Genomic DNA, 24,197 nt, shown 5'->3' with positions numbered 1-24,197 from the left:
CGGTCCCTTTAGGGGCCGGCGACGTACCGCGAGTGATGACTGACGACGGCGACGAGTCGCCCGTAAGCGGTGACGGCGGTAGCACCGGTACGGACGGCGACATCGTCGACGACCGCGTCGCCACTAGCGACGACAACGAGGCCGCTCCCGGAGAGCATGCTTTCGACGAGAGTGCTTCCGACGAGACCGCCGCCGACCTCACTATCGATCGCTTCTACGACGCCGTCGAGGCGGCCCAGCGACCGGTGCTCACAGCCACACAGGTCGCCCGCGAAACCGACCGAACGCAGGCGGAGGCGCGCGATCATCTCGACGCGCTCGCGGAGGAGGGTACCGTCGAGCGCGTCGACGTGGAGTCGGACCCGGTGGTGTACTACCCGACCTCGTGGGGCGACCTCGCCGAGCGCGAACGGGTGGTCATGTTCCCCACGCGGCGCCAGATCGTGGTCGATCAGCCGACGCAGTACACTCGTGCGATGCTCGCCGACTTCGCGCACCTCGTCGACTCCACGGGGACGGAGCCGGGAACCCGCGGCTACCTCTACGAGATCCGCCAGGAGGACATCTGGGCCGCGCCGTTCGAGGAGTTCTCGGGGTTGCTCGCGCGGATGCGGTCGGTGCTGCCGCGCCGCTCGCCGCACCTGGAGGAGTGGGCCGAGAACCAGTGGAAGCGCGCCCGCCAGTTCCGCCTGCGGACCCACGAGGACGGCTACGTGGTGCTGGAGGCCGACCGAGAGGAGCTGATGGGCAACGTCGCCCGACAGAAGCTCGACGGGGCGGCGTTGCAGGCGGACCTCTCGGACACCGAGTCGTGGGTGAACGACGAGGAGATCGGCCACGTGAAGCGCGTGCTGTACGAGGCGGGCTACCCCGTGATCGACGAGCGCGACCTGGAGTCCGGGGAGCCGCTCGACGTGACGCTGGAGACGGAGCTTCGGGCGTACCAGACGGACTGGGTCGACCGGTTCATCGAGCAGCGGGCGGGGGTGTTCGTCTCGCCGCCCGGGTCGGGCAAGACCGTCGCCGCGCTCGGCGTCTTGGAGGCGGTCGGCGGCGAGACGCTGATCCTCGTCCCCTCGCGGGAACTCGCGGGCCAGTGGCGCGCCGAACTGCTGGAACACACCGACCTCGACGAATCACAGATCGGCGAGTACCACGGCGGCGAGAAGGAGATCGCCCCGGTGACGATCGCGACGTACCAGACCGCGGGGATGGACCGCCACCGGTCGCTGTTCGACTCCCGCGAGTGGGGGCTCGTGATCACGGACGAAGCACACCACATTCCCGCGCCGATATTCCGTCGGGCCGCCGATCTCCAGAGCAAACACCGTCTCGGACTGTCGGCGACCCCGATACGGGAGGACGACAACGAGGAGGAGATATTCACGCTGATCGGCCCGCCGATCGGCACCGACTGGGGCGCGCTGTTCGACGCCGGGTTCGTGCAGGAGCCCGAGGTGGAGATCCGGTACGTTCCCTGGCGCGACGACGAGGCGCAAAACGAGTGGGCCAGCGCGGACGGCCGCGAGCGACACATGGCCGCCGCCCGCAACCCAGCGAAGATCGAGGAGGTGCGTCGCCTCCGCGAGCGCCACGGCGACGCGAGGGCACTCGTGTTCGTCGACTACCTCGACCAAGGCGAGGCGCTCGCGGCGGCGCTTGGCGTCCCGTTCGTCTCCGGGGAAACGCGCCATCACGTCCGGCAGCGCCTGTTCGAGGAGTTCCGGCAGGGCGAGCGCGACACCCTCGTCGTCTCGCGGATCGCCGACGAGGGGATCGACCTGCCGAACGTCGGGCTCGCGATCGTCGCGTCCGGGCTCGGCGGAAGCCGCCGCCAGGGCGCCCAACGCGCCGGCCGGACGATGCGCCCCACCGGCTCCGCGTTGGTGTACGTGCTCGCCACGCGCGGGACCAGCGAGGAGGACTTCGCCCAGCGGCAGATGAACCACCTCGCGGAGAAGGGCGTCCGCGTCCACGAGCGCACCGTCGAGTAGCCGACCCGTCACCGACGGGAACCCGGCGCGGTCAGTTCTCCGTGTCGAACGACGGTTCCTCCCATTTCCCGTCTGGGTCCACCGGGTCAAGGGCGTGCTCGATCTGCTCCTCGGAGAACTCAGCCTCGTGGAGCGCCATGTTCAGCCGCTGCCAGCGGGCGCTCAGTTCGTCCTCGCCCTCCGGACCGACCCGGGCGCCGTGGGTTTTGAAGAACTCGCCGCCGCGGCCCAAGCGGCTGCCCTCGCCGGTGTGTTTGTCGAAGGCGACGTCGTACTCGCTGCCGGGCTCGAACTCGCCGACCGGGAAGTCGATCTGCGGCTCCTCACCGCGGTCGCGGGCCTCCGCTCTCGCCTCCGCGGCGTTGCGGAAGAACTCGTCGGCGTTCGGCGACTCCCGCGAGGAGGTCGCCCGGGCGCACGCGAGGGCGGCGTGGACCGCACAGATCCGGCCGCGCCACTCGCCGGGCTCCCAGCGCTCGGTCGCGAGTTGCTCGTAGCGCTCGACGAGCAGCGCGACTGCCTGGCCGGCCCGGAGGTCCTCGACGACGTACAGGTGGAGCCGATCCCAGAGGTTCCACGCGAACCCCGAGCGCGCGAGTTCCCAGGCGGCCCACGCGGCGACCTCCTCGTCCGAGCGGCGAACCGCCTTCTGAAGCAGACTCGACACCGCATACCGGTTGTACCCGCCGTCGGTCTCGTCGGCTCCCTTCGGCTCGCCGAAGTCGTTCGCACCGTCGGCGTCCGGGTCGCGCTCGGAGAGTTCGCCGCCGGCGCCGAACGTCGCCTGTCTGCTCTCGTCGTCGGCCATGTCCGCGCGGTGTTCGCCGCGGGCGATAAACCCCGCGACGGAACCGCGAATCGACGTGACCGGGCGGGGGCGAATGAGAACCCTTAAGTCCGAATCGGCGGGTATCTGTTGATGTATCCGGGTTTAGCTCAGCCTGGTAGAGCAGCCGACTGTAGATCGGCTTGCCCCCCGTTCAAATCGGGGAACCCGGATTTCTCGCGGCACGTCGCGAGCGAACGAAGTGAGCGAGCCGTGTGAACTCCTGCGTAACACGATCTGAAGAGACGAGTCACAGCCCGCGAAGCGAGCGCTACTCGCGGCCGCCCCACACCCGTTTCTCCGTGAGGAGTTCGACCGTCATCGGCTCCGAGACGACGATCTGACACGAGAGCCGCGGGTAGCCGAACCGTTCGGCGAGGGAGTCGTGCCAGTGGGACGCCTCGGGGCCGTCGATGACGCGGACGCCGCAGGTGGCACAGAGCCCGCGCCCGCCGCAGTTGAGGCGCTCCGTCGCGTTCGCGTACGGCGAGAGATCCAGATCCGCGTCGGTGTCGCTGTCGGCGGCGAGCAGCGCGTCCCGGAGCCTCGCGCCGCGCTCGACGTGAAGCGTCACCTCGCCGTCGTCGTGGCGGACCCGAACCGGAACGCGGCTCGGGGAATCGGCAGCCTCGCCGTCAAGCCTCACAGGCGTTCTTCGACCGGGACGAACAAAAACCGTCGCCGCGTCGCCTCCGACCGCTCCCCGACACCGTGTCGCGTCCAACTCGAACAGCTATTTCTTCTGTACTCGGTATCCTTCGGACGTGACCGAACGGGAACCCGCGGAGGACAACCGACGAATCGACCCCGACGCCCCCGGTGTCTGAACCCATGCCGACCAACGACCCCACCGACACCGCAGCATCGAACGAGGATCTGTCCGATCGTCCCGACGCGGTCGTCCTCGTTTCGGGCGGGATGGACTCCGCGACGACCGCCTACGAGGCCCGCGAGCGCGGCTACGACCTCCACTTCCTGCACACCTCATACGGCCAAACCACCGAGACGAAGGAGCGGGAGTGCGCCGAAGCGCTGTGCGAGGCGTTGGCCGTACCGGCCGATCAGTTCCTCCACATCGAGACGGACCATCTCGCGCGCATCGGCGCGTCCTCGCTCACCGATGTGTCGATGGAGGTCGAGGACGCCGACCTCGACGCCGACGAGGTCCCTTCCTCGTACGTGCCGTTCCGCAACGCGAACCTCCTCTCGATGGCCGTCTCGTACGCCGAGGCGAACGACTGCGAGGCCGTGTTCGTCGGCGCCCACTCGGAGGACTACTCGGGCTACCCCGACTGCCGCCCCGAGTTCTTCGAGGCGTTCGAGCGGGTGGTGGACGTGGGTACGAAGCCGGAGACCGACATCGGGATTGTCGTCCCGTTCGTCGAGGACTCGAAGACGGATATCGCCGCTCGCGGCGCCGAACTCGGCGTTCCCTACGAGCTGACGTGGAGCTGCTACCGCGAGGAGGCGCCCGCATGCGGCACCTGCGACGCCTGTGCGTTCCGCCTGCAGGCGTTTCAGCGACTCGGGGTCGAGGACCCGATCGAGTACGAGACCCGTCCGGACTACATCGACGAGGCGGACACACCCGGGGAGTCGTAGCGCTACCACTGCCGAATGAACGAACGGGCGACCCCGCGAACCTTCTTGGGTGATGGCGGGACCACCACCCTCGTGACCTGACTTCCCGCCCGCGGGCGTACAGCGGTCGCGCGACGCGACGCCCGCGGACCCTGCCGTCGGACCTCCGGCCGCCGACGGACGCACTTCCGCGTCGCCAGTTCGCCACATCGACGGGCCCCCGACTCGACCGCGAGCGGCGGACCGGTTCCGGCCGCCCGGGCCGGAACCGCAAGCGCTACCCACGCACCCACGTAGCACCGGGTGTGTCGACGCTCGCCGCTATCGACGCGCTGGAGGAGCGCGTTCCCCCGATCGTTGGCCTCGCCGTCGCCGTCGTCGCCGTCTCGACGAGTGCCATCCTCGTCGAGTGGAGCGGTGCCCCGAGCCTCGTGAAGGCGCTGTACCGGGTCGTGTTCACGATCGCGCTGTTGCTCCCGATCACGCTCGCCCGCCCGCGCGACCGGGCCGCATTCGGGAAGATCGGGACCCGAGATCTCCTGCTGGCGGTGCTTTCGGGGGTCGCGCTCGCGGTCCACTTCGCGTCGTGGTTCGAGAGCCTCCGGTGGACGAGCGTCGCCGCGAGCGTGACGCTCGTGCAGGCCCAACCGCTGTTCGTCGTCGCCGGCGCGTGGGCGCTCCTCGACGAGCGGGTCGGCCCGAGGACGATCGCCGGTATCGCCGTCGCGCTCGTCGGGATGGCCGTGATGAGCGTCGGCGACGCGCTGTTGGGGGCCGCACCGGCGGTCACCGGTCCGGACCCGCTCTACGGGAACGCGCTGGCGGTGCTGGGCGCGGCGACGGCCGCCGCGTACGTGCTTCTCGGTCGGTCCCTCCGACAGCGGCTGCCGCTGCTCCCGTACGTCGTCGTCGTGTACGCGACGTGCGCGCTCGCGTTGCTGGCGGCGACGCTCGCTCGCGGCCACCCGCTGTTCGGCTACGGCACCGACGAGTGGATACTCTTCCTCGCGATGGCCGCCGGACCCGGCGTGTTCGGCCACACGGTGATCAACTGGGCGCTCGCACACGTCGAGTCCAGCGTCGTCTCGGTCTCGTTGCTCGGCGAGCCCGTCGGTAGCACGATCCTCGCGATGGTGCTGCTCGCGGAGTTCCCTTCGCTCGTGACGCTCGTCGGCGGGAGCGTCGTGCTCGCCGGCGTGATCACGACGGCTCGCGCTCGGGGCGCATAACGGCGGTCCGGTTCGCAATCGCGTTGACCCGCCCGGAGCGACCGCTACTCCAACAGCTCGCGCGTCTCTCGGTGTCGATACCGAAACATCGGCTCGAAGCCGATCCAGCCGAGCGGCGACGCCGTCCGTCCGAGGGCGCCGCCCGGAAGTTCGTACTGGACCTCGTCGTCGACGACCGTCGAGTCGCCGCGCTCGTAGAACCGGTGGGTGTGACGCCACATCGGGAACGGGCCGCCCTCCATGGTGTCGACGAACCGTGCGCGGCCGGCGTCGAGGTCCTCCTCCCGTTCGTCGATGCGGGAGATCCACGACTGGCGGGGGCCGACGCCGAACGGCCGCGCGCTCATCTCGATCTCGGTGCCCGCGGCGAGCGTTTCGGGATCCGATTCGCCGTCGGGACCGACGACGCCCTCGACGCGGAGATTCATGAACTCGGGAGTCAGTGCCTCGAGACCGGCGATCTCGGCGTGGAACGTCCACACCTCGTCGAACGGTGCCGCCACGCGGACGCGTCGTCGATAGGTTGACATAGTCGATCCAGGGGCCGCAGGGTGAAACACGCATCGGCGACGGCGGGGTATCGGTGGCTTTTACGACCGTTCCCCCCGAGGCGTCGCGTATGAGCGAGGACACCAACGAGGACGAGGAGTTCCGTGTCGAGTCCGACAGCCTCGGCGAGATGCATGTTCCCGCGGACGCCTACTGGGGCGCACAGACCCAACGGGCGGTCGAGAACTTCCCCATCAGCGGCGTGACGTTCGGACGGCGGTTCGTCCGCGCGCTGGGCGTCGTGAAGAAGTCGGCCGCGCAGGCCAACCGCGACCTAGGCCATCTGGAAGAGGACATCGCCGCGGCGATCGTCGAGGCGGCAGACGAGGTCATCGCCGGCGAGCACGACGACCAGTTCCCGGTCGACGTGTTCCAGACGGGGTCGGGCACGTCCTCGAACATGAACGCCAACGAGGTCATCGCCAACCGCGCGGCCGAGATCTCGGGCGCAGAGATCGGCGACCGCGTCATCCACCCGAACGACCACGTCAACTTCGGGCAGTCGAGCAACGACGTGATCCCGACGGCGATGCACGTCGCCGCGCTGGAGGCCGTCGAGAAAGACCTCCTCCCCGCGCTTGAGGAGCTTCACGCCGCCGTAGAGGAGAAGGAGGTCGAGTTCGACGGCGTCGTCAAGACCGGCCGGACGCACTTGCAGGACGCGACGCCCGTCCGCCTGGGCCAGGAGTTCGGCGGCTACCGCGCCCAGGTGCAGAAGGGGATCAAGCGCGTCGGCGACACCCGGTATCACCTCCGCGAGCTGGCGCTCGGGGGTACCGCCGTCGGAACCGGGCTCAACACGGACCCGGAGTTCCCCGAACTCGCCGCCGAGTACATCTCCGAGGAGACGAACACGCAGTTCCGCGAGGCCGACAACCACTTCGAGGCGCAGGCCGCCCACGACGCCATGTCGGAGGCACACGGCGCCCTCCGCACCGTCGCCGGGAGCCTCAACAAGATCGCGAACGACCTCCGGCTGCTGGCGTCGGGCCCGCGCAACGGCCTCGGCGAGATCGAACAGCCCGAGAACCAGCCCGGCTCGTCGATCATGCCGGGGAAGATCAACCCCGTCGTCGCCGAGGCGGTGAACCAGGTCCACAAGCAGGTGGTCGGCAACGACGCCGCCGTCTCCGCGGGCGCCGCCGAGGGCCAGATCGACCTCAACCTCTACAAGCCGGTGCTGGCGCACAACTTCCTCCAGTCGGCCGAGCTGCTCGCGAACGCCAGCGAGGTGTTCGGCGAGCGCTTCGTCGCGAAGCTGGAGGCCAACGAGGAGTACGCCGAAGCGCGCGTCGAGCAGTCGATGGCGCTGGCGACGGCGCTCAACCCCGCGATCGGCTACGACAAGGCCAGCGAAGTCGCCAAGACCGCGCTGAAGGAGGACAAGACGGTCCGCGAGGTCGTCTTGGCGAAGGGGTACCTCACAGAAGAAGAGGCCGACGAAGTGCTCGATCCGGAAGCGATGACCCACCGCGGCATCCTCGGCGAGGAGTAACGGAACCGCGACCGAGCACGGCTCGGTCGGCCTCAGTCGGACTCGCCCGCGCCCTCCTCCATCCGCTCGTACCGCTCCGCGAACGTCGACTCGCAGGTGGGACAACAGAAGTGGTACAGCGTCCCGCCGACGCGGCTCGCGTCGCCCTCGCTGGTGACGCTGTTGCCGCACTCGGCGCACTCCAGCGCGAACTCCGTGGCGCTGACGCTGGGACTCCAGTCGACCTCGGAGACGAGTTCGACCGCGTAGTCGTCGACGGCGTCGGCGCCGACCACCGCGGCGACCCACTCGTCGACGGCCTCGTCCGCGACCCGCGCGTACGCGACCACGTCGCTCTCGGCGGTCGTGAACACGTGTTCGACCGCCTCGCTCGCCCGCAGGGACTCGCGAACGTCGCCGGCGCCGCCCGGCGGGAGTTCGAAGCGGAGCAACACCGGCGTACCCGCCCGCAGCAGGGACCGGTCCACGTCGATCGTGAACTGTCTGATGACGCCGGACTCCCGGAGCCGCGAGACGCGGTCGGACACCGCCGGTCCCGAGAGGTCGATCGCCTCGCCGATGTCGCTGTAGGACCGCCGTCCGTCGGCAGCGAGCATACGAAGGATCTCCATGTCGGTCTCGTCGAGATCGCGCATCGGCCGACCCGACGTGCGGAGCGGTGAAAAACGACGCCCTCGACCGAACCCCGTGTCGTGACTCGGCGCGTCTCCGACGGGAGACCACGATGGGTCGCCGGCGATCACGGCGCCGGCTATCGATCTCCCAGACGGCCGCTTCCGGCCGGCTACCGCCGGAACGGACCGGTACGTTCAATTCCTCCCGCTCGAAGATATCGGGTATGCCTCAGCTCACAGCGCGAGCGACCGGTCGGGATCTCCTGCGGTGTCGACGATGCGGGGCGGAGTTCCCGGAGGGACGTGCGACCGAGGACGGCTGGCACTACGCGTGTCCCGAGGAGGGCTGTAACGCGAGCGGGCTCGGGGATGGCCTCAAGCGCGTCGAGTAGCGGAACCCGCGCGCCGCCGCCGCGACCACGGCTGTGAGGACGGCCGGATGGCCGCACCGACTCACACCCTTTTTTCTCCCCGGCCGCCGCAGGTCCGCGCAATGACCGATCGCTCGTTCGACCCCGAGGAACTCGGCCTCGTCGCGGGGCTGGAGATCCACCAGCAGCTCGACACGGCGACGAAGCTCTTCTGCGATTCGCCGACGACGCTCCGCGAGCCCGAGGACGCGGCGCGCACGATCACGCGCTATCTCCACCCCACGAAGTCGGAGCTGGGAGAGATCGACGACGCGGCCCTGGAGGAGTCGCAGGTGGATCGGACCTTCGAGTACCTCGGGTACGACAGCACCTGTCTCGTCGAGGAGGACGACGAACCGCCCCACGAGTTGGACGAGGAGGCGCTCGAGGTGGCGATGCAGATCGCGGACCTGCTCGACATGGACGTGGTCGATCAGGCGCACGTGATGCGCAAGATCGTCATCGACGGGTCGAACACCTCGGGCTTCCAGCGCTCCACGCTGCTCGCCCAGGAGGGCGAGATCGAGACCGACGACGGCCCTGTCGGGATCGAGGACCTCATGCTTGAGGAGGAGTCGGCGAAGCGCGTCGACGAGACCGAGGAGGGGGTTCGCTACTCGCTGGACCGACTCGGCATCCCGCTCGTCGAGATCGGCACGAAGCCGGACATCTCGACGCCCGAACAGGCTCGCGAGGCAGCCCAGCGCATCGGGATGCTGCTTCGGTCCACGGGGACGGTGAAACGCGGCCTCGGCACCATTCGGCAGGACGTGAACGTCTCCATCGCGGCGGGAGCGCGCGTCGAGATCAAGGGCGTGCAGGCGCTCGACCAGATCGACGAGATCGTCGAGACGGAGGTCAGGAGACAGAAGGAGCTGGTCGACATCGCCGCCGAACTCGACGAGCGAGACGCCGCCGTCGGCGACCCCGTCGACGTGACCGACACCTTCGCGGACACCGACTCGGGCGTCATCGCCGGCGCGCTGGACTCGGGCGGTGTCGTCCGCGCGGTCCGGTTGGCGGGCTTCGACGGTCTCGTCGGGACGGAGATCGCCCCCGACCGGCGCCTCGGCACCGAACTGTCCGACCACGCGAAACGCCACGGTGCCGGCGGCATCTTCCACACGGACGAACTCCCGGCCTACGGCGTCACCGAGGCGGAGGTCGAGGCGCTCCGCGAGGCGGTCGACGCGAACGAGGGCGACGCGGTCGCGCTCGTCGCCGACGACACCGAGACCGCCGACCTCGCGATCGACGCGGCCGCCGAGCGCGCGGAGACGGCCATCGAGGGCGTCCCCGAGGAGACGCGCGGCGCCAACGACGACGGCACCACGCGCTACCTCCGGCCGCTCCCCGGCGCCGCGCGGCTGTACCCCGAGACGGACGTGCCGCCGGTCGAGCCGGACCCCAGCGAGGTCGAGACGCCCGAACTGCTCACGGAGAAAGTCGAGCGCTATCAGGAGGAACACGGCCTGGGCGCCGGCTTGGCAGAACAGGTCGCCTACGGCCACCGGATGCCGCTGTTCGAGGAGGTCGTCGCCGACGGCGTCGATCCCACGTTCGCGGCGACGACGCTGGAGTCCACGCTCACCGAACTCAGTCGCCACGACGTGCCCGTGGAGAAGCTGACCGACGACCACCTGCGCGGAGTGTTCACGCTCATCGATGGGGGCGACCTCGCGAAGGAGGGCGTCAGCGACGTGTTGACCGTGCTCGCGGAGCAGCCCGACCTCGCCGCCGAGGAGGCCGTCGAGGAGGCCGGCCTCTCGGGCGTCGACGAGGACGAGGTGCGCGAGGCGGTTGCGGAGGTTGTGGATCGTAACGCCGAGCAGGTCGAGGCCGAGGGCATGGGTGCCTTCTCGGGCCTGATGGGCGAGGCGATGGGAGCGCTGCGCGGGAAGGCCGACGGCGAGGTCGTCAGCGACGTGTTGCGCGAGGAGATCCAGAAGCGGGCCTGAGCCGGGGCGGGTGACTGCCACCGGTGTCGACCCGCACTGTTATTCTCGCCCGGATCGGATGGGGACATAGTGCCGCATCAAGAGGAGTTGTCGAACCCCTACGGGATGGACACCGACTGCCAGCACTGTCCCGCGCTCGTCGACTGTCGCGAGCGCGTCGTCCACGGCTACGGCGACGCCGAGGCGGAGATCCTGTTCCTCGGGGAGGCGCCGACCGAGAGCGCCGAGCGCACGGGCGTCCCCTTCACCGGCGACGGGGCGGGGCGACGGATCCAGCGCGTGCTCGGCGAGTTGGGCCTCTCGCGCTCGCCGCCCGACTCCGACGAGCCCGACCTCCAGAACGTCTATACGACCTACCTCACGCGCTGTCGGCACCCCGACCGACGCCCGACCGACGGGGAGGAGCGCAACTGCGAGCCGTTCCTCAACGCCGAGGTGCGGATGATCAACCCCGAGCTGATCGTCCCGGTCGGCCAGCGCGCGCTGGAGGCGTTGGCCCTCGAGTACACCACCCGCGCGCCCGACTCTTTCGACGCCGATGCCGAACACGCGACCACCGTCCGCGGTCGCGGGTTCGAGTTACTCCCGATGAAGGACCTCGACGACCTCACCGACGCCGACGCGGACGCGTTCCTCGAGCACGTCCGCGAGAACGTCTTCTCGCGCGACTACCGGCAGACCAAGGGTCGCCGGAGTCGCTGACGACCTCCGGTCGCCTCTCCGTATTACCAGTACGGCGTCTCCCACGGAACACGGGCGGACCGACGCCCCCACGCGACGGCCGCGAGGGTGGCGACGACGAGCAGCCCCGCCGTCGCGACCAGGCCGACCGTCGGAACGTCGCGCACGGCGCCCCCGGTCGCGAGCAGGAACGCGACGGCGGCGGCGGCGGTGAGCACCGACAGCAGCGACCCCATGCGGACCAACGACGCGGTGAACTCCATGCCTCGCCTGCGTCGGGACGTGTGATAACCCCTTTGCCCGTGCCGCCCGATTGCGGAGTATGACCGTCGTTGCCGTCCTCGCGGACCCGCCACGCCCCGGACTCGCCTTGCCCGAACTCGTCGAGACGACGCCGCTGTCGGCCGCGGACGCGGCCGACCTGTACGCCGCGGTTCTCAAGGACACGTTCCGCGCCGTCGAGCGCTCCGGCGGCGACCTGCTCGTCAACTTCCGTCCCGACGACCTCCTCCCCGACGAGTACGTCAGCGACACCGCCAGCGAGGCCCAACTGCGCGCGCTCGCGGGCGACGCACTGGAAGATGTGACCGAGGCGCGATTCGAGCCGCAGGTCGGCTCGACGCTCTCGGCGCGCGCGGGCAACACGGCCACGCACCTGCTGCGCGAGGAAGGCGTCGACTCCGTCGCCGTCACGCGGGGGACCGCGCCGTTGCTCACCCGCACCGTGATCGACTCGGCGGCGATGAAGCTCCGCGGCAACCAGACCGTCCTCGGGCCCTCGACCCGCGGTCGGACGTACTACGCGGGCTTCACCGCCCCCGTCGACTACGAGGCCGCCTTCGAGACGGCGGAGCTGGAGACGCTTGTCGACCGCGCGAACGACGCCGGCCACCGCGTCGAGTTCCTCCCGATGCACGTCGGCGTCGACACGGCCGCGGACCTGCGTGACCTCCTGCCGGTGCTGTGGGGTCGAATCGAGACCGAGCGCGTCGTCCCCGAACACACGGCGACGTTCGTCCACGAGCACGGCCTGCGCGTGCGCGACGGCGCGGTCGTCCTCGACGAGTGAGCGGAGCCGAAGCCGACGCTGGTCCGGGATCGTCGCTCCGCAGTGGACCGGTAGCTCTTAGACGCCGACCGCGAAAGGTGACTCCGTGGTGGGGTGGCAGAGTGGCCTATTGCGTCTGCCTTGAAAGCAGATGGCGCACTCTGAATGGTTCGCCTCGGTGAGTCCCCGAAACAGGCCTTCTACCTACAACTATCTTCAGATTCCCACATAAAACCAACGGTTACGTGGAACAACGTAAATCGATCCTGAGTTTAATCGACTCTGTGAAAAGAACTGATGCTGCCAGATAGATCTGTTCGGCAAAGCGCCATCTACGATATTGTCTTGACGGTCATTTGTCGCCCTACTGTCTAACCGCATCGAGCCTCCATTTACGCACATTCCTCGACCTCCAAGACGCCCAAAAACTTCGCCCGCAACCCGCAAACCCCAGTCTCAGACCGGCATTTTCGCGCACCGGCTTACATATATGCGCGGTCAGAATTCCGGGTAATGTTCCAACTCCTTAATTGGACAATTGTAAAATTCTTCTGCGCCATTCGGCCGCTCTCACTCAGGCCCTCAGAGATGGCTCACAATCCGTTTTTGATCTTTCGAGATACACACTACTTAATCTGATAAGAAACGTCTCTGCACCACCGTGAAGCGCCTTGGGTTGGACTACAGTTGTTTGTGTGTCCCTCCGTTATCTATGGTATCTCACTTCCCATACTCAAACGGACTACTCCTCTGGAGATACCCCAAGGTACTGACCTTCAACTGATCTGCTGAAGGTTACAATGCATCGAGCGTGTTTGAAACACTACGAATTATCTACTATATCTTGAGATCAACTATATACTGATCTCTTAACGGTAACAGTACATCGAGCGTGTTTTCTTACCGAACTATACACTTACCACCTACAGCAACAGCACAGCAACAGCAACAGCACAGCAACAGCAACAGCACAGCAGGGCGGGCGGCCGCGCGCGTGTGACGATGCGTGTGCCCGCGTGTGGCCGGGGCCGGAAAAAGAGAATTTTACAAATGTTTGATTATCGGTGCTACGCCGATCCACGCCCGCTCGATGCGTTGTTCCGTTCTGAGAGGAACATGGGCCTCATAGGTCGTCTTCAGAGAACATCAACTTCGTGCTGTTTTGTTCCAGCCATTGAGCGTGATCCTTGTATTCTGGATCATACTCGCCCACAAGTGACCAAAACTTGTCGCCGTGGCTTGATTCTCGAAGGTGTGCCAGTTCGTGAACAACGATGTAGTCGATGATCTCGGGAGGAGCCATCATCAGTCGCCAGTTCAGGCCGAGCGTACCAGAGGTCGAACAAGAACCCCACTTCGTCCGCTGATTGCGTACCTCGATTTGCTCATAGGAGACGCCCATCTCCACAGCGAACGACTCTGCCCGACTCTCAAATCTCTCACGGGCTTTCCTTCGGTAGAGCGATTCGAGTGCCCGCTTCAGCGATGTGTCCTCGACGTGATGCTCCGCCAGTCTGAACGTCTCCTCGTCAACCTCCGAGGAAGGCCGGCGTTCGACAATGACCTCTCGATCCTCTCCGAGGTATGGGAAGTCCTCGCCCTCGATGAAGCGACGCTCTGGGATCTGCTCACGGAACGAGTCGTACCGTCGCTTCTTCTCCGTCACCCATACAGCGTTCTCCTGAAGCAGTTCTGTGGGAGTTGATTCCGTGGACTCAGGAAGGGTTACTGTCACACCGTGAATGTCCACATCGAGGCGGGGTTCCGTCGCGTCCGGGCTGTACCGAACCTCGTACTCCACGGACTCCCCGAGCAGGTCGATCTCGTGGACAGGGGAGTTAGCCATCGTTCTCGATGAGGTAGTTCCGAACGTCATCCACGAACTCATCGTCACCTTGGATGAGGTGTCCGAGGTCGTGGTTCACGACCAGAACATCCAGCAGGATGCGTTCGATCTCCGCGATAGTCTGTTGGTTGGTCTTCCATCCGTAGTAATCGCGGTCAACTCGGTCGCGGAACTGAGAGACGATCTCCTCAGCAACTTCTTCGGCGTGATCGTCTGAATCCACCGCCTCCGGCGTTTCCTCTGTGAGGTGCGTGTAGATGGCGAACTCCGCATCATCCATTCCTTGCTCCTCAGCGTCTTCTTCGACCGACAGTAGTTCCTCCTCAACGGATTTGAGTGCCTCAACCGCCTCGGGGTCGCTCATTTCGTCCCCCTGCCACCGTCCAACAATATCGGTTACGCGCTCACTCAACCGCTTATAGCGGGGATTCTGATTCTCCCGTGGGTGAAGATGTTCCCGTGTAGCGTGAGCGATCTGTGATGCCTTCACGCCGGGATTGTCCAGCCCCTCAACGTCCTCGAGGAACTCTTCCCCGAGTTTGTACGTCGGGAAGTCGCGCTTGATCTCCGTGATTTCGACGTTGTTGCTGATAATGTCGCGCGTCTTCTCACGCATATCCTCCTCAGGGTCGTCGTCACCGGAGGTCGTCCGCTTGAACGCGACATGGATTCGGCTCAGCCACTTGTAGTCACGCTCGATGCCTTCCTTCACGAGCCGCCCATCCGGTGCAACTGCCTCGTAGAGATTCTGGAGCCGACGGAACCGCTGCTTGAACTCGCGCCGTTCGGGATGGGTACTCACGCGGTTGACCGCATCGTAGGTCGCTTCCTGCGTGTTGTCCTTCGGAATTCCGTCGAAGATGCTCATCACCGACTCCAACTGGTCTACGAGTTCGTCGAACAGTTCGTCCTTGTCGCGGGCAGCGTATGCCTTCGTCTCGGCATCGTAGTCCAACGCTTCATCGATGTTCTCGAACACGCCTTGGAAGTCAACGATCTCGCCGTTCTCCTTCCCGGCGGCAGGCCGGTTCGTCCGGGCGATGGCCTGCATGAGATTGTGGTTCTTCAGGTTGCGGTCGAGGTACATCGTTTTCAGCACCGGCGCATCGAAGCCGGTCAGGAGCATGTTGTGGACAACGAGGAGATTCGGGTTCTCCTCCTGATTGAACGCCTTCACGATGCTGTCGCGCTCCTCTGAGTCGGTGTGGAACTGCTGTATCAGATCCGGGTCGTCCTTGGTCGAAGTGTACAGAACTTCTACTTCCTCCTCACCCCGCCGCTCGATGAGTCGTTCCCCATAGAGCGCCGCCGACCGCCGACTCGGAGTGACGACCATTCCCTTCCATCCGTTGGGGTCAACGTGTTCGTCGTAGTGTTGGTCGATCTCATCGACGGCGCGATCAACACGCGGTTCGATCTCCGCGAGCGTCGTCGCGTTCACGTTGTCGCGGATGAACTCCCGCTTCTCGTCGCTCGTCATGCCGCGGAACTCCTGCTCGAACTCCTCATCGAGTCCCGCCTCATCGATCTCCCACTCCATCTCGTGACGGAGCGTGAAGTACACGGGAAGAATCAGGCCGTCCTCGATGCCTTGCTTCACGGAGTAGCGGTGGAGGTAGTCCTCACCCTCGGGGGAGAACTCGCGGAACGTGTTCTTGTCCTTCTCGCGTTCTCCCTCTCGGACGGGAGTTCCGGTGAAGCCGAAGTGGTAACAGTCAGGCAACGCCGCATCGAGTCGGCTTCCGAGGTCGGCCTCCATGAAGCGGTGCGCCTCGTCGGACATGACGATCACCTCGTCGTTGCCCTGCACGTCCGGGTCAACGCTCTCGAACTTCTGGATGGTCGTGAGAACCAGTTCGCTCTGCCCCTGCTCGATGAGTCGTTGCAGGTGATCGATACTCTCGGCTTCCGTCCACCGATCAAGCGAGAGGTTCGCCAGTTGGTCCCGCATCTGGCTGTTGAGTTTGTCCGTGTCCACGATGACGAACACCTGCGGGTTACGGGCAACTGTTGGACGTGAGAGAAGATTCTCGGCGGCGTACAGCATCGTGAAGGACTTGCCCGACCCTTGTGTGTGCCAGATGAGTCCGCGCTTGTGTTCCGCCTCATCGACGCGGTTGAGAATCTCGTTGACCGCGTAGTACTGCATGTACCGGGGGACGATCTTCGCGTCACCACCGGCCCGTCGCTCGTAGAAGACGAAGTGCTTCAGCAGATCGAGGAGCGTCTCGGGGTTGCAGATCGCCTTTACCGCCTGCCGCATCGTATTGTCGTCCTTGTACACCTCGGGAGCGTCCTTCCACGGCTCGTAGAACTCCTTCGGTGCGCCGACCGCGCCGTAGCGGAGTTCCATCGTGTCGGCGGCGATGTTGAACAGACCGGGTACGAACAGCCGGGGAACGTCTTCCTCGTAGTCTTTGAGGTCGCGGACGGCGTCGTGCCAGTCGTTATCTTGTGCCCGGCTCTTGAGTTCCATCGTCACGAGCGGAATCCCGTTGACGAACAGATTCACGTCGGGCCGGATGGTCGTCTCGCGGGAAACGGAGAACTGATTCACCGCGTGGAAGCGATTGTTCTCGGGGTTCTCGTAGTCGATCAGGTCAACGTAGATCGTCTCGGTCGTCCCGTCGTCGTGTTGGACGGAGAATGTCTTGCCCTTAGTGAGGAGACGGTGGAACTCACGGTTGCCGTCCATAAGGTTCTCCGCATCGAGGTCGCGCTTCAATGAGGAGATGAACTTCTCGACGTTGTCCTCGGTGACGGCATCGTTGAGCGCGACGACCTGCTCGGCAAGGAGGTTCCAGTAGATGACTTCGTGGCTATCGCGTTCGTAGGCTTCATCGAGAACGTTCGCGCCACGGTCGCCGTCCTGCCCGTGAGTTTCCCATCCGACGCCGTCGAGCCACGAGAGAAGCGAGCGTTCGACGCCGCCCTCGGATGGAATACTGACCATTAGTACCCTCTGGTTGCGGACTCGTATTTCATCGTCCAAACTGCCAGCCCAACAATCACGTACAGTACTGCTGTTAGTACGGCTTTTCCTGGCCTATCAAGTGCAAGAGCGATTAGAGGCATCATCGCGTTAGCAAGTTCCAAGAAAAGAACTCCGAGTGCATTAGCCAGTCGTGAACTTGAATCAGAATATAGTGGTGGTAGTACATTCAAATACGCAAGTAGAACATTGGTAATGAAAGCGACCGTGGCACCTGTGGAATACATTCTTTTCCATTGGCTCGGACCAGCGAGGAGATTACCAATAGCGTAACTCAGGCCTTGGTCACTAACCATACTGCGCGATCTCCTCGGGAACCTCTATGTTAGTGTCGGTTGTGCGGACTGTTCCCGAGAGGAGGTCTTGCATTAGACCGCGTTTGAGGCGTTCGTACTGTGACTTGTTCTCTTTATATGACAGAATTTGCTCGTCCACAGACCGAAGTTTTTCTCCAATCTTACGTTGTTCCTCTAATGGGGGAATTGGAATTACGAAGTTCTCTACGGTGTCCTTCCCAACTTCAGGGAATGTACTACCTTTTGAGAGACTTGCTAAGTAGTCTTTCTCGTAATCCAAGCGATAGTAGGTGTACCAAGTATCAAGCCTTTTTCCGGGGATGATATTCTTGAATCCTTGATTTGTCGTCATTTCGACTGTGTTGACAGCACACTCACCGATTGTCGCTCGTGTTGTCATCAGCACAGACATTGGTGGCAAGAGGTTGGAAGAAACCTTATCCAAGGCCAATTCCGTTAGTTGTTCCTCGGTGTCATCAATTGTCTGGCCCACCAACGACGTGATCTCACTCGGGGTGGCCCACGGAATATCACCACCCCAACACTCAGTATCATCCTTTTCAGGTGCAGTCCTTCCCGCAATCTCACTAACCTCCTTCAGCGGCCGTAATTCCCAAGTCTCAGGCAATGATCCGAATCGAGAATCGGTTTCGACCATCTGCTGATTATTGATTCCACGCTTGAGAAGATCTTGAGTCAAACCCGTTTTCACTCGTTCAGTCTGGTTCACCAATTCCTCAGTCTTCTCAATCGCCCGATCAATCGTGTAGAGTACGGTGGTGATTTTGCGTTGCTCGGGGAGTGGTGGGATAGCAACTCGATGTTTCTTCAGGTCGCTGATTTTGACAGCAGGGTAGCCTGACCCTGCAACATACGCCTCCATCTGAGAGAAAAACCGATTCGAGAGGACTTCTTGAAGGAGATAGCGGGAATTAAGCCGTGTTCCAGGCCGTAGAACACCAAAGCCAGACGAACATATCTTCTCAGCGTGTTCTTCGCTAACGAAGCCGTGGCTTCTCTGTTTTGGGCGAACAGTCCCCACAAGAATATCACCCTCCTGAACTGTCCGTTGTGCCCGACTCGGGGCGTCTTCAACAGGAGTCGTTTGACTTTCTTCTATTTCTCCATCAGATGCCTCTGAGAGCGAGATATACTCGAACATCTCTGACGGCCAATCATCCTCAGAGAAGCCATCAGGGTTGATTTTGACCACATCTTTCAACCATTCCACCCCCCAATTCGTCGGCAGTTCACCAATCGGAGTCTCTTGGCGCTCTTGAGAGTCACCTGAATGCGCAGGTTCGGCGAATTCGTCAAGAGTTGCCTCCTCACTCATAATTCAAAGCCTCCATATGCTCGTTCATCGTCGCCTCAATCTCGTCACGTTCGGCTTGCAACTCGCGTAACTTCGCCAGTTCCTCCTCCACGTCAATATCTTCCTCCGGCTCCGTGGTATCGACGTACAGCGCAATGTTGAGATTGTAGTCGTTCTCTCGAATCTCGTCCAGCGACACGGTTCGGCTCACTCGCTCTTCGGTTGCCCATTTGCGGAAGTTCCCAACGATGTGATCAAGGCCGTCCTCGGTGAGTTCGTTCTGGTTCGACAGTTCCTCGTAGAACGCCTCATCTGCGGCGTGGATGAATTGTACCTCACCCTTGCGTTCGGCGGGCTTGTCCGTATTCAACACGAGGACGGCGGAGGGAATCGAGTTGTTCTGAAACAGGTTCTCGGGAAGCCCGACGATGGCCTCCACCATATCGTTTTCCAGCATCGGCTTCCGATACCTTTGCTCGTGCTTACGGAACAATACGCCGTGGGGAATGACGATAGCGGCCTTGCCGCCCGCCTCATCGAGGTCGGGACGCTTCAACTGCTTCGCCATATGCATAATGAAGGCGTAGTCGCCACGGTCGGCACGGGGTAGTTTCTCGTGCCAGTCGAAGCGGTCATACGGGTCGTCCTGAAGCCCATCCTTGTCCCAATCAGCGGAGAACGGGAAGTTCGCCAGCACTCGGTCGAAGCGTGTGAGTTCGTTCTCCTCGTCGTTCGTGAACGCAGGCTTGGAGAGTGAATCTTCGCGCTGTATCTCACCATCGAGGCCGTGGATGGAGAGGTTCATCTTCGCGATCGCCGCAATGTCTGGGTTGATCTCCTGCCCGGAGAAGGTGAGTTTCGTCGGATCACCACCCTGCTCCTCACGGTAGTACCGCGCCGCCTCAATGAGCATACCCCCTGAGCCGACAGTCGGGTCGTGGAACGTCATCCCGTCCTCGAAATTATCGACGAGGCGGACGCAGAGGTTGACGATGTGCGGCGGTGTGAAGAACTGTCCACCGGACTTGCCTTCCTCCTCCGCGAAGTGGCGCACCAAGTCCATGTACGCCTCACCGAGCATGTCCGGCGGCACGCTGTCGCGGTCAAGGTCGTAGGTGTCCAAGTGTTCCACCAGCCGCCCGAGACGATCATCATCGAGCGCATCGGCGTCGATGTAGTCAGCCCGGAAGACGCCCTTCAGTTCGGGGTTCTCATCGGCGAGTGCGTCGAACGCCTCGTTGAGTGCTTGGTCAACGTTGTCGCTGACAGCGCGAATGTCCTTCCACAGATCGCCCTCAGGGACAACAGGAATATCGTAGAGATTCTGACGCCGGGCAAAGTCTTCACCGTACTCTTCCACGTTCTGTTCGTATTGCTTCTTGAACTCGTCAGAGATCGACTTGTAATAGACGAGCGGGAGGATGTACTCCTTGTAGTCTGTCGGGTCAACGGCGTCACGGATTATGTCCGCGCATTTGAACAGATGAGATTCGAGTTCATCCACAGAGATTGGCATACCGAGTTCCTGCCACCCTGTGATTATATTCTCTCTGGTGATGAGATTACGTACAGTTCCTACTCCTCTTGGCCATCTGATTCTGGTTCACCAGTCATTATGTTCCAGATCCGCCCAACCCCTGCGTCGATGAGTTTGGCTATTGGAATTGCTACAAAAAAGGCAGCAGCGAAGATAGTCGAGGATCCAGCGAGAAACACGATTTGCTTTGCATTGAATCCAAACAATGAGCCGCTCGGGGTGAAGGAGATAATAACAGCAAAAACGCCGCAAAGCAGTCCGAGGATTACGAACACTCCAAATAGGATAGTCGGGAGATACGCACCTCCAAGAGTTTCCAAGGTCAGTAGCGGTCGCAATTCACTACTGGCTGCCCGAACTTGCGGAGGGATGATCTGACGTATCCAATATTCAAGACCACCAGCACCACGGCCATTCCATTGAACATGCCGTTGCCCATCGTCCATTTTCGAGAGTACGTATTCTTCTTCATGGAGTGATTCAATGTGCCGACTTACTCCGCTCTCATCGATTCCGGCGACTTCAACCAATTCCTCTTTTGGAATCCATCTCCCCGGGTTCTGGTGGACATACTCACCGATCTCTCTCTTTGTCTCCTGATCGGCCCTGTTGAACTGTTGGTTAAGTGATTTAAGTTGTTTTGCCATGTCTTGATAGGTCTGTATAAGATGTGCAGATGCCTCTGCAAGGGTTTTGTCCCCTATCAGGAGATTTGCAGACCGGTCTGCGAATTATAAATAAAATTAACTGTCTCAGATTGTTATGGGTCTGTAGGTACTGGTCAGAGACGCGGATGTTTGGCAAATTCAAAGGCGAAATCCGGCGGCGTAGCGTAGCAAGTTCATCAAGCAGATGTACACTGATTCAAGAGATTGCGGAAGTTGGGGTGATCTCTGATGAATGAAGTAGCGACTGTCTTCTTCCTCGGGCCGTTCTACCTGCTGATTCAGGTGATCAAACTCGTCATAGGAGGACAAATGGAACTTGGCATGTTCATCGTATCTGGCTTCGGGACTGCATTTTGGGTCGGCGTTGTTGAGGCGATCTTTGGATAGTCTCTGTGGACAATACTGCATCGAGCGCGTTGAACAGTAGTTTCTTAATAAAGACAAAAATCCCCGCTGGTGTCCGTATCGGGAACACCAACGGGTTAAACTAACATTGTTTAACGCATCGAGCCGGCGGAGAATCTCTGAACTTGATCGTGTATAAGTTGAGTTTAGTCTGAACAGTCTAATCTGGTACTTCAATCTGAACCAGATTTACAACACGCTCGATGCATTAAAACCCTCAGCAGTTCATTTCAATCATTCAAACCTAATTCGTAAAGTTGCAAACCCCCCCGAGATACCCCCATCCGAGGCTGTTGCTCTGGCCGCTCGTTCACATTGGGACTTTCTTGGCCTATTTTACCACTGTTACGCCGCCTACCACGGTGTGGCGCACAGAGTGGAACTGCCAAACCTAAGAGGCGTCACTGTCAGAATCGTTAGGCGCAAGGTCTTGTGTTCGCCTCTTTGCCTTCTTCCAACAGCCCCCTCACCATCCAGTTGCTACTACGAGCGTGACGGAAACCCCACCACTCCGGGTAGGACAACCGCCTTTACCGTGACGAGCAAATCACTTGTCGGAATTTCACCGACCACCATTCCGCCCTCTCAACCCCTCTACACTACTATTAATGGTAAAGGGTTTATATACCCATTCGGGCCTTTATAAACGAAGCATGAGTGAGGGCATATCTATTGTACAGTTCTGTTCATTGTTGACTCAATATAGACGCACCATCTTCGCTGGAGTAGTTGGTTGGTTGCTCGCGCGCAGGTATGTGCGCTTCTTTCCGAAGTCGCACGTACAGAGTACATACGCCGGAGTTCGGAAACCTACTCGACCCGTCCAAATCGCTGGAATTCCTCGAGCCGCTCGTTCGACCAATGATATGCGTTGCCACGCCCACCGCGCCGGTACGAAACGTATCCCTCCCCCTCTAATTCCTTCATCAACTCACCCACCTGCCGAGTCCCGATAGAGATCGACTCTGCGATTTCGTTGTTCGTCCATTCGCCGTCAGGCCACTCGTCTGAGTCACGTATCGCGTTCACTACCTCGTGCATCCCTGACGACCACGTTGTGACCTCCACGCGCTCGTCTGGTTCGACCCATCGAGGCAGCCGAGACGTGTGGACGTAGACCGTTGCACCACGCTCACCGTCGCTTGGTGTCCGTCCAAATCTCATCAGGGCCTGCATCACTTCCTTCTCAACAACGTCTCTGAACAGCGCGTTTCCGGGTGGGTTGAATTTTAATCCAGCACCCTTGGTCAATCGCCCGTCGTCACCCTGTTGGCGAGAGACGGCTTTCCCGTCAAGAGCGGCCCATCGCTCCACCGCTTCGCCTTCCGGTGGATGAGGACTACCAATAACGGCTCCAAGTCGGACTTCCGCGAAGTCGTTACTCCCCTTGAGGTTGCCATAGTGTTCCGACCGCTCGATGTGTTTGTCAACGCCGGTCGAATCGTAGTGGTCCTTTGCTTTCTTCGAGGAGATCACCGCCGGGCGGCTTCCTTCTCTCTTCTGGATGTTCTCCAGTAGCGCCCCGTCAGATTTCGCATTGACGTGCTTCCCACTTTGGTACGGCTTCGCCCCGGCATCTGTCTGGATGATCTCAAGGCCCAGTACATCAGAAACATACTTCCGCTTCTCTCGGTCAGAGTAGAGGACTGTCTCCCGCTCGATGTAGTTGTCCCCGAGGACGAGCCGCCATTTCGTGATAGTGGGCGTTCCATCGAGTGCGACGACACTTTCAGCCGCATAGAGCGAAGGCGGGATGAGAACGGTCCACTCGTCTTCAGGACTTCGCACAGCCTTTCGCCCTGATCCGAGACTTGCATACTCCCAATCGTTATCCAATAGTTCGAACTCAAGACCAGCGTGAGTCAGCAGGGGTGCGTGAGCATGGAATCCCGGCTTATTCTGTAATGTCGCCCGCGTGTCTCGGTGCGAATAGAAGCCGAGTTCTTCCGTCCACTCACTCACCGCCGCTTCGAACTCCGGGTTGTTTGCATTGAGGCGGAGTTCTCTCCACGTATTGAATGGAAGGGACTCTTCGGCTTGGAGGTAGTTCCTGATCGCTCTGGTCGCTTCGTTGTGCGTCGGCTCGAAGAAGTAGGCATCTCCGGGGAACTCGTCGTATGCGACGTATCGATCTTCGATGTACTCTCCGTTGTGGGCTTGTAGGTAGTGACCGATCAGAACGTCGTATTCGTGAGGGTCGAACTCCCGCTTCTCCATGTACGGGCAGGGACCGTCTTGCTGGCAGGGAAGGGATTGATCGAAGTACCGCTCTGCATTTCGGTGAAGCCCCGCGCCAGAGATTCCCGATTCATAGACCTCCTTTACACTCGCCTCGATGGGGTGATCCGCTCCCATCGTTCCGCATTCCCGGTGAAACGCTGGTAAGATGAGATATGAAAGTCCGGCGTCTTCACACCATTCTTCGTACTGCCCATAGAGTTCCTGCCGAGACGTGAGGATGGTAAGCGGATTCCTGGTTTCATCGGCCCACTTGATCACTCCGAAACTCTTGCCCATCGCAGGAAGGGCTTCGACAAGCGAGATCCCATCGTGAGTAAATGCAGAGTGGATCGATGCATCGAGGCGGTCGCGAACTTCCGACATTGTCAGTGTCCCGTCTTCAGGTAAGAGACTATTCTGCGAGATAGCGGAGTGAAACGCTCATTCTTTGATAACGGTTCGGAAGTCCAAGTCTACATCAATCTAACAGTTTAAACGGTATATTCCAGAATTTATGGTTGCACTATGAACAT

21 protein-coding genes and 1 tRNA gene are annotated in these 24,197 nt (G+C 62.1%); 10 read left to right on the top strand and 12 right to left on the bottom strand.

Features of this window, described 5'->3' with window-relative positions; all coding sequences use genetic code 11:
• The first annotated feature begins 35 nt into the window (after positions 1-35).
• A complete protein-coding gene (locus K6T25_RS14320; protein ID WP_222915232.1) occupies positions 36-1,994 on the top strand; it encodes a DEAD/DEAH box helicase in 1,959 nt (652 codons plus the stop codon).
• 31 nt (positions 1,995-2,025) lie between these two features.
• On the opposite strand, the gene K6T25_RS14315 is transcribed toward K6T25_RS14320, so the two are convergent.
• On the bottom strand, positions 2,026-2,802 hold the full coding sequence (locus tag K6T25_RS14315) for a hypothetical protein (protein WP_222915231.1): 777 nt from the start codon (positions 2,800-2,802) through the stop codon (positions 2,026-2,028).
• 117 nt (positions 2,803-2,919) lie between these two features.
• Here K6T25_RS14315 and K6T25_RS14310 point away from each other — a divergent pair.
• Positions 2,920-2,993, top strand: a tRNA-Tyr gene (locus tag K6T25_RS14310).
• Positions 2,994-3,091: 98 nt separating this feature from the next.
• Here the strand turns inward: K6T25_RS14310 and K6T25_RS14305 are convergent.
• Complete coding sequence (locus tag K6T25_RS14305) at positions 3,092-3,466, bottom strand: 2Fe-2S iron-sulfur cluster binding domain-containing protein (protein ID WP_222915230.1); 375 nt, start codon at positions 3,464-3,466, stop codon at positions 3,092-3,094.
• 185 nt (positions 3,467-3,651) lie between these two features.
• Here K6T25_RS14305 and queC point away from each other — a divergent pair, with 185 nt between their 5' ends.
• Together queC and K6T25_RS14295 are read left to right on the top strand one after the other, a co-directional pair.
• Positions 3,652-4,422 carry a 7-cyano-7-deazaguanine synthase QueC gene (queC, locus tag K6T25_RS14300; RefSeq protein WP_222915228.1) on the top strand — a complete coding sequence of 257 codons (771 nt, stop codon included), beginning with the start codon at positions 3,652-3,654 and terminating at the stop codon, positions 4,420-4,422.
• Positions 4,423-4,706: 284 nt separating this feature from the next.
• Positions 4,707-5,630 carry a DMT family transporter gene (locus K6T25_RS14295; RefSeq protein WP_225917762.1) on the top strand — a complete coding sequence of 308 codons (924 nt, stop codon included), beginning with the start codon at positions 4,707-4,709 and terminating at the stop codon, positions 5,628-5,630.
• A 44-nt stretch (positions 5,631-5,674) separates the two neighbouring features.
• On the opposite strand, the gene K6T25_RS14290 is transcribed toward K6T25_RS14295, so the two are convergent.
• Positions 5,675-6,160 carry an SRPBCC family protein gene (locus tag K6T25_RS14290; RefSeq protein ID WP_222915227.1) on the bottom strand — a complete coding sequence of 162 codons (486 nt, stop codon included), beginning with the start codon at positions 6,158-6,160 and terminating at the stop codon, positions 5,675-5,677.
• 89 nt (positions 6,161-6,249) lie between these two features.
• Here K6T25_RS14290 and K6T25_RS14285 point away from each other — a divergent pair, with 89 nt between their 5' ends.
• The gene (locus K6T25_RS14285) at positions 6,250-7,674 is read left to right on the top strand and encodes a class II fumarate hydratase (RefSeq protein WP_222915225.1); all 1,425 of its coding nucleotides are present in this window, start codon (positions 6,250-6,252) and stop codon (positions 7,672-7,674) included.
• Between the two features lie 32 nt (positions 7,675-7,706).
• Here K6T25_RS14285 and K6T25_RS14280 read toward each other — a convergent pair whose 3' ends face one another.
• The gene (locus K6T25_RS14280; protein ID WP_222915224.1) at positions 7,707-8,309 is read right to left on the bottom strand and encodes a winged helix-turn-helix transcriptional regulator; all 603 of its coding nucleotides are present in this window, start codon (positions 8,307-8,309) and stop codon (positions 7,707-7,709) included.
• A gap of 203 nt (positions 8,310-8,512) precedes the next feature.
• Between K6T25_RS14280 and K6T25_RS14275 the strand changes: the two genes are divergently transcribed.
• From K6T25_RS14275 to K6T25_RS14265, 3 genes are all read left to right on the top strand, one after another.
• Complete coding sequence (locus tag K6T25_RS14275; protein ID WP_222915221.1) at positions 8,513-8,680, top strand: HVO_2901 family zinc finger protein; 168 nt, start codon at positions 8,513-8,515, stop codon at positions 8,678-8,680.
• A 101-nt stretch (positions 8,681-8,781) separates the two neighbouring features.
• Positions 8,782-10,656 carry a Glu-tRNA(Gln) amidotransferase subunit GatE gene (gene gatE, locus K6T25_RS14270; RefSeq protein ID WP_222915220.1) on the top strand — a complete coding sequence of 625 codons (1,875 nt, stop codon included), beginning with the start codon at positions 8,782-8,784 and terminating at the stop codon, positions 10,654-10,656.
• A 105-nt stretch (positions 10,657-10,761) separates the two neighbouring features.
• Complete coding sequence (locus K6T25_RS14265; RefSeq protein WP_425600884.1) at positions 10,762-11,358, top strand: uracil-DNA glycosylase; 597 nt, start codon at positions 10,762-10,764, stop codon at positions 11,356-11,358.
• Between the two features lie 23 nt (positions 11,359-11,381).
• Here the strand turns inward: K6T25_RS14265 and K6T25_RS14260 are convergent, their stop codons facing one another.
• Positions 11,382-11,600: a hypothetical protein gene (locus K6T25_RS14260; protein WP_222915217.1), complete on the bottom strand. Its 219-nt coding sequence runs from the start codon at positions 11,598-11,600 to the stop codon at positions 11,382-11,384.
• A 59-nt stretch (positions 11,601-11,659) separates the two neighbouring features.
• On the opposite strand from K6T25_RS14260, the gene K6T25_RS14255 reads away from it, so the two are divergent.
• A complete protein-coding gene (locus K6T25_RS14255) occupies positions 11,660-12,406 on the top strand; it encodes a hypothetical protein (protein WP_222915215.1) in 747 nt (248 codons plus the stop codon).
• Positions 12,407-13,508: 1,102 nt separating this feature from the next.
• Here the strand turns inward: K6T25_RS14255 and K6T25_RS14250 are convergent.
• From K6T25_RS14250 to K6T25_RS14225, 6 genes are read right to left on the bottom strand one after another with little or no spacing between them, the layout of a single operon-like run.
• On the bottom strand, positions 13,509-14,231 hold the full coding sequence (locus K6T25_RS14250; RefSeq protein ID WP_222915213.1) for a M48 family metallopeptidase: 723 nt from the start codon (positions 14,229-14,231) through the stop codon (positions 13,509-13,511).
• Positions 14,224-17,184 (bottom strand): type I restriction endonuclease subunit R, encoded by a 2,961-nt coding sequence (locus K6T25_RS14245; RefSeq protein ID WP_222915211.1) that lies wholly within the window; start codon positions 17,182-17,184, stop codon positions 14,224-14,226. Before K6T25_RS14245 ends, K6T25_RS14250 begins: the two co-directional genes overlap by 8 nt.
• A complete protein-coding gene (locus K6T25_RS14240; RefSeq protein ID WP_222915209.1) occupies positions 17,184-17,519 on the bottom strand; it encodes a hypothetical protein in 336 nt (111 codons plus the stop codon). Before K6T25_RS14240 ends, K6T25_RS14245 begins: the two co-directional genes overlap by 1 nt.
• Positions 17,512-18,855, bottom strand: coding sequence for a restriction endonuclease subunit S (locus K6T25_RS14235; RefSeq protein WP_222915207.1), 1,344 nt, complete (start codon positions 18,853-18,855; stop codon positions 17,512-17,514). The genes K6T25_RS14240 and K6T25_RS14235 overlap by 8 nt, the downstream gene beginning before the upstream one ends.
• Complete coding sequence (locus K6T25_RS14230; RefSeq protein ID WP_222915205.1) at positions 18,848-20,350, bottom strand: type I restriction-modification system subunit M; 1,503 nt, start codon at positions 20,348-20,350, stop codon at positions 18,848-18,850. The genes K6T25_RS14235 and K6T25_RS14230 overlap by 8 nt, the downstream gene beginning before the upstream one ends.
• A 59-nt stretch (positions 20,351-20,409) precedes the next feature.
• The gene (locus tag K6T25_RS14225; RefSeq protein ID WP_222915202.1) at positions 20,410-21,018 is read right to left on the bottom strand and encodes a hypothetical protein; all 609 of its coding nucleotides are present in this window, start codon (positions 21,016-21,018) and stop codon (positions 20,410-20,412) included.
• Between the two features lie 249 nt (positions 21,019-21,267).
• On the opposite strand from K6T25_RS14225, the gene K6T25_RS14220 reads away from it, so the two are divergent.
• Positions 21,268-21,426 (top strand): hypothetical protein, encoded by a 159-nt coding sequence (locus K6T25_RS14220; RefSeq protein ID WP_222915200.1) that lies wholly within the window; start codon positions 21,268-21,270, stop codon positions 21,424-21,426.
• Between the two features lie 828 nt (positions 21,427-22,254).
• Here the strand turns inward: K6T25_RS14220 and K6T25_RS14215 are convergent.
• Positions 22,255-24,048: a hypothetical protein gene (locus K6T25_RS14215; RefSeq protein WP_222915198.1), complete on the bottom strand. Its 1,794-nt coding sequence runs from the start codon at positions 24,046-24,048 to the stop codon at positions 22,255-22,257.
• Positions 24,049-24,197: the final 149 nt, after the last annotated feature.

The organism is Halobaculum rubrum (genome assembly GCF_019880225.1).
In the GTDB taxonomy this organism is placed as follows: domain Archaea; phylum Halobacteriota; class Halobacteria; order Halobacteriales; family Haloferacaceae; genus Halobaculum; species Halobaculum rubrum.
The sequence above is the reverse complement of the archived record's forward strand: the minus strand, read 5'-3'. Positions and strand labels throughout refer to the sequence as shown.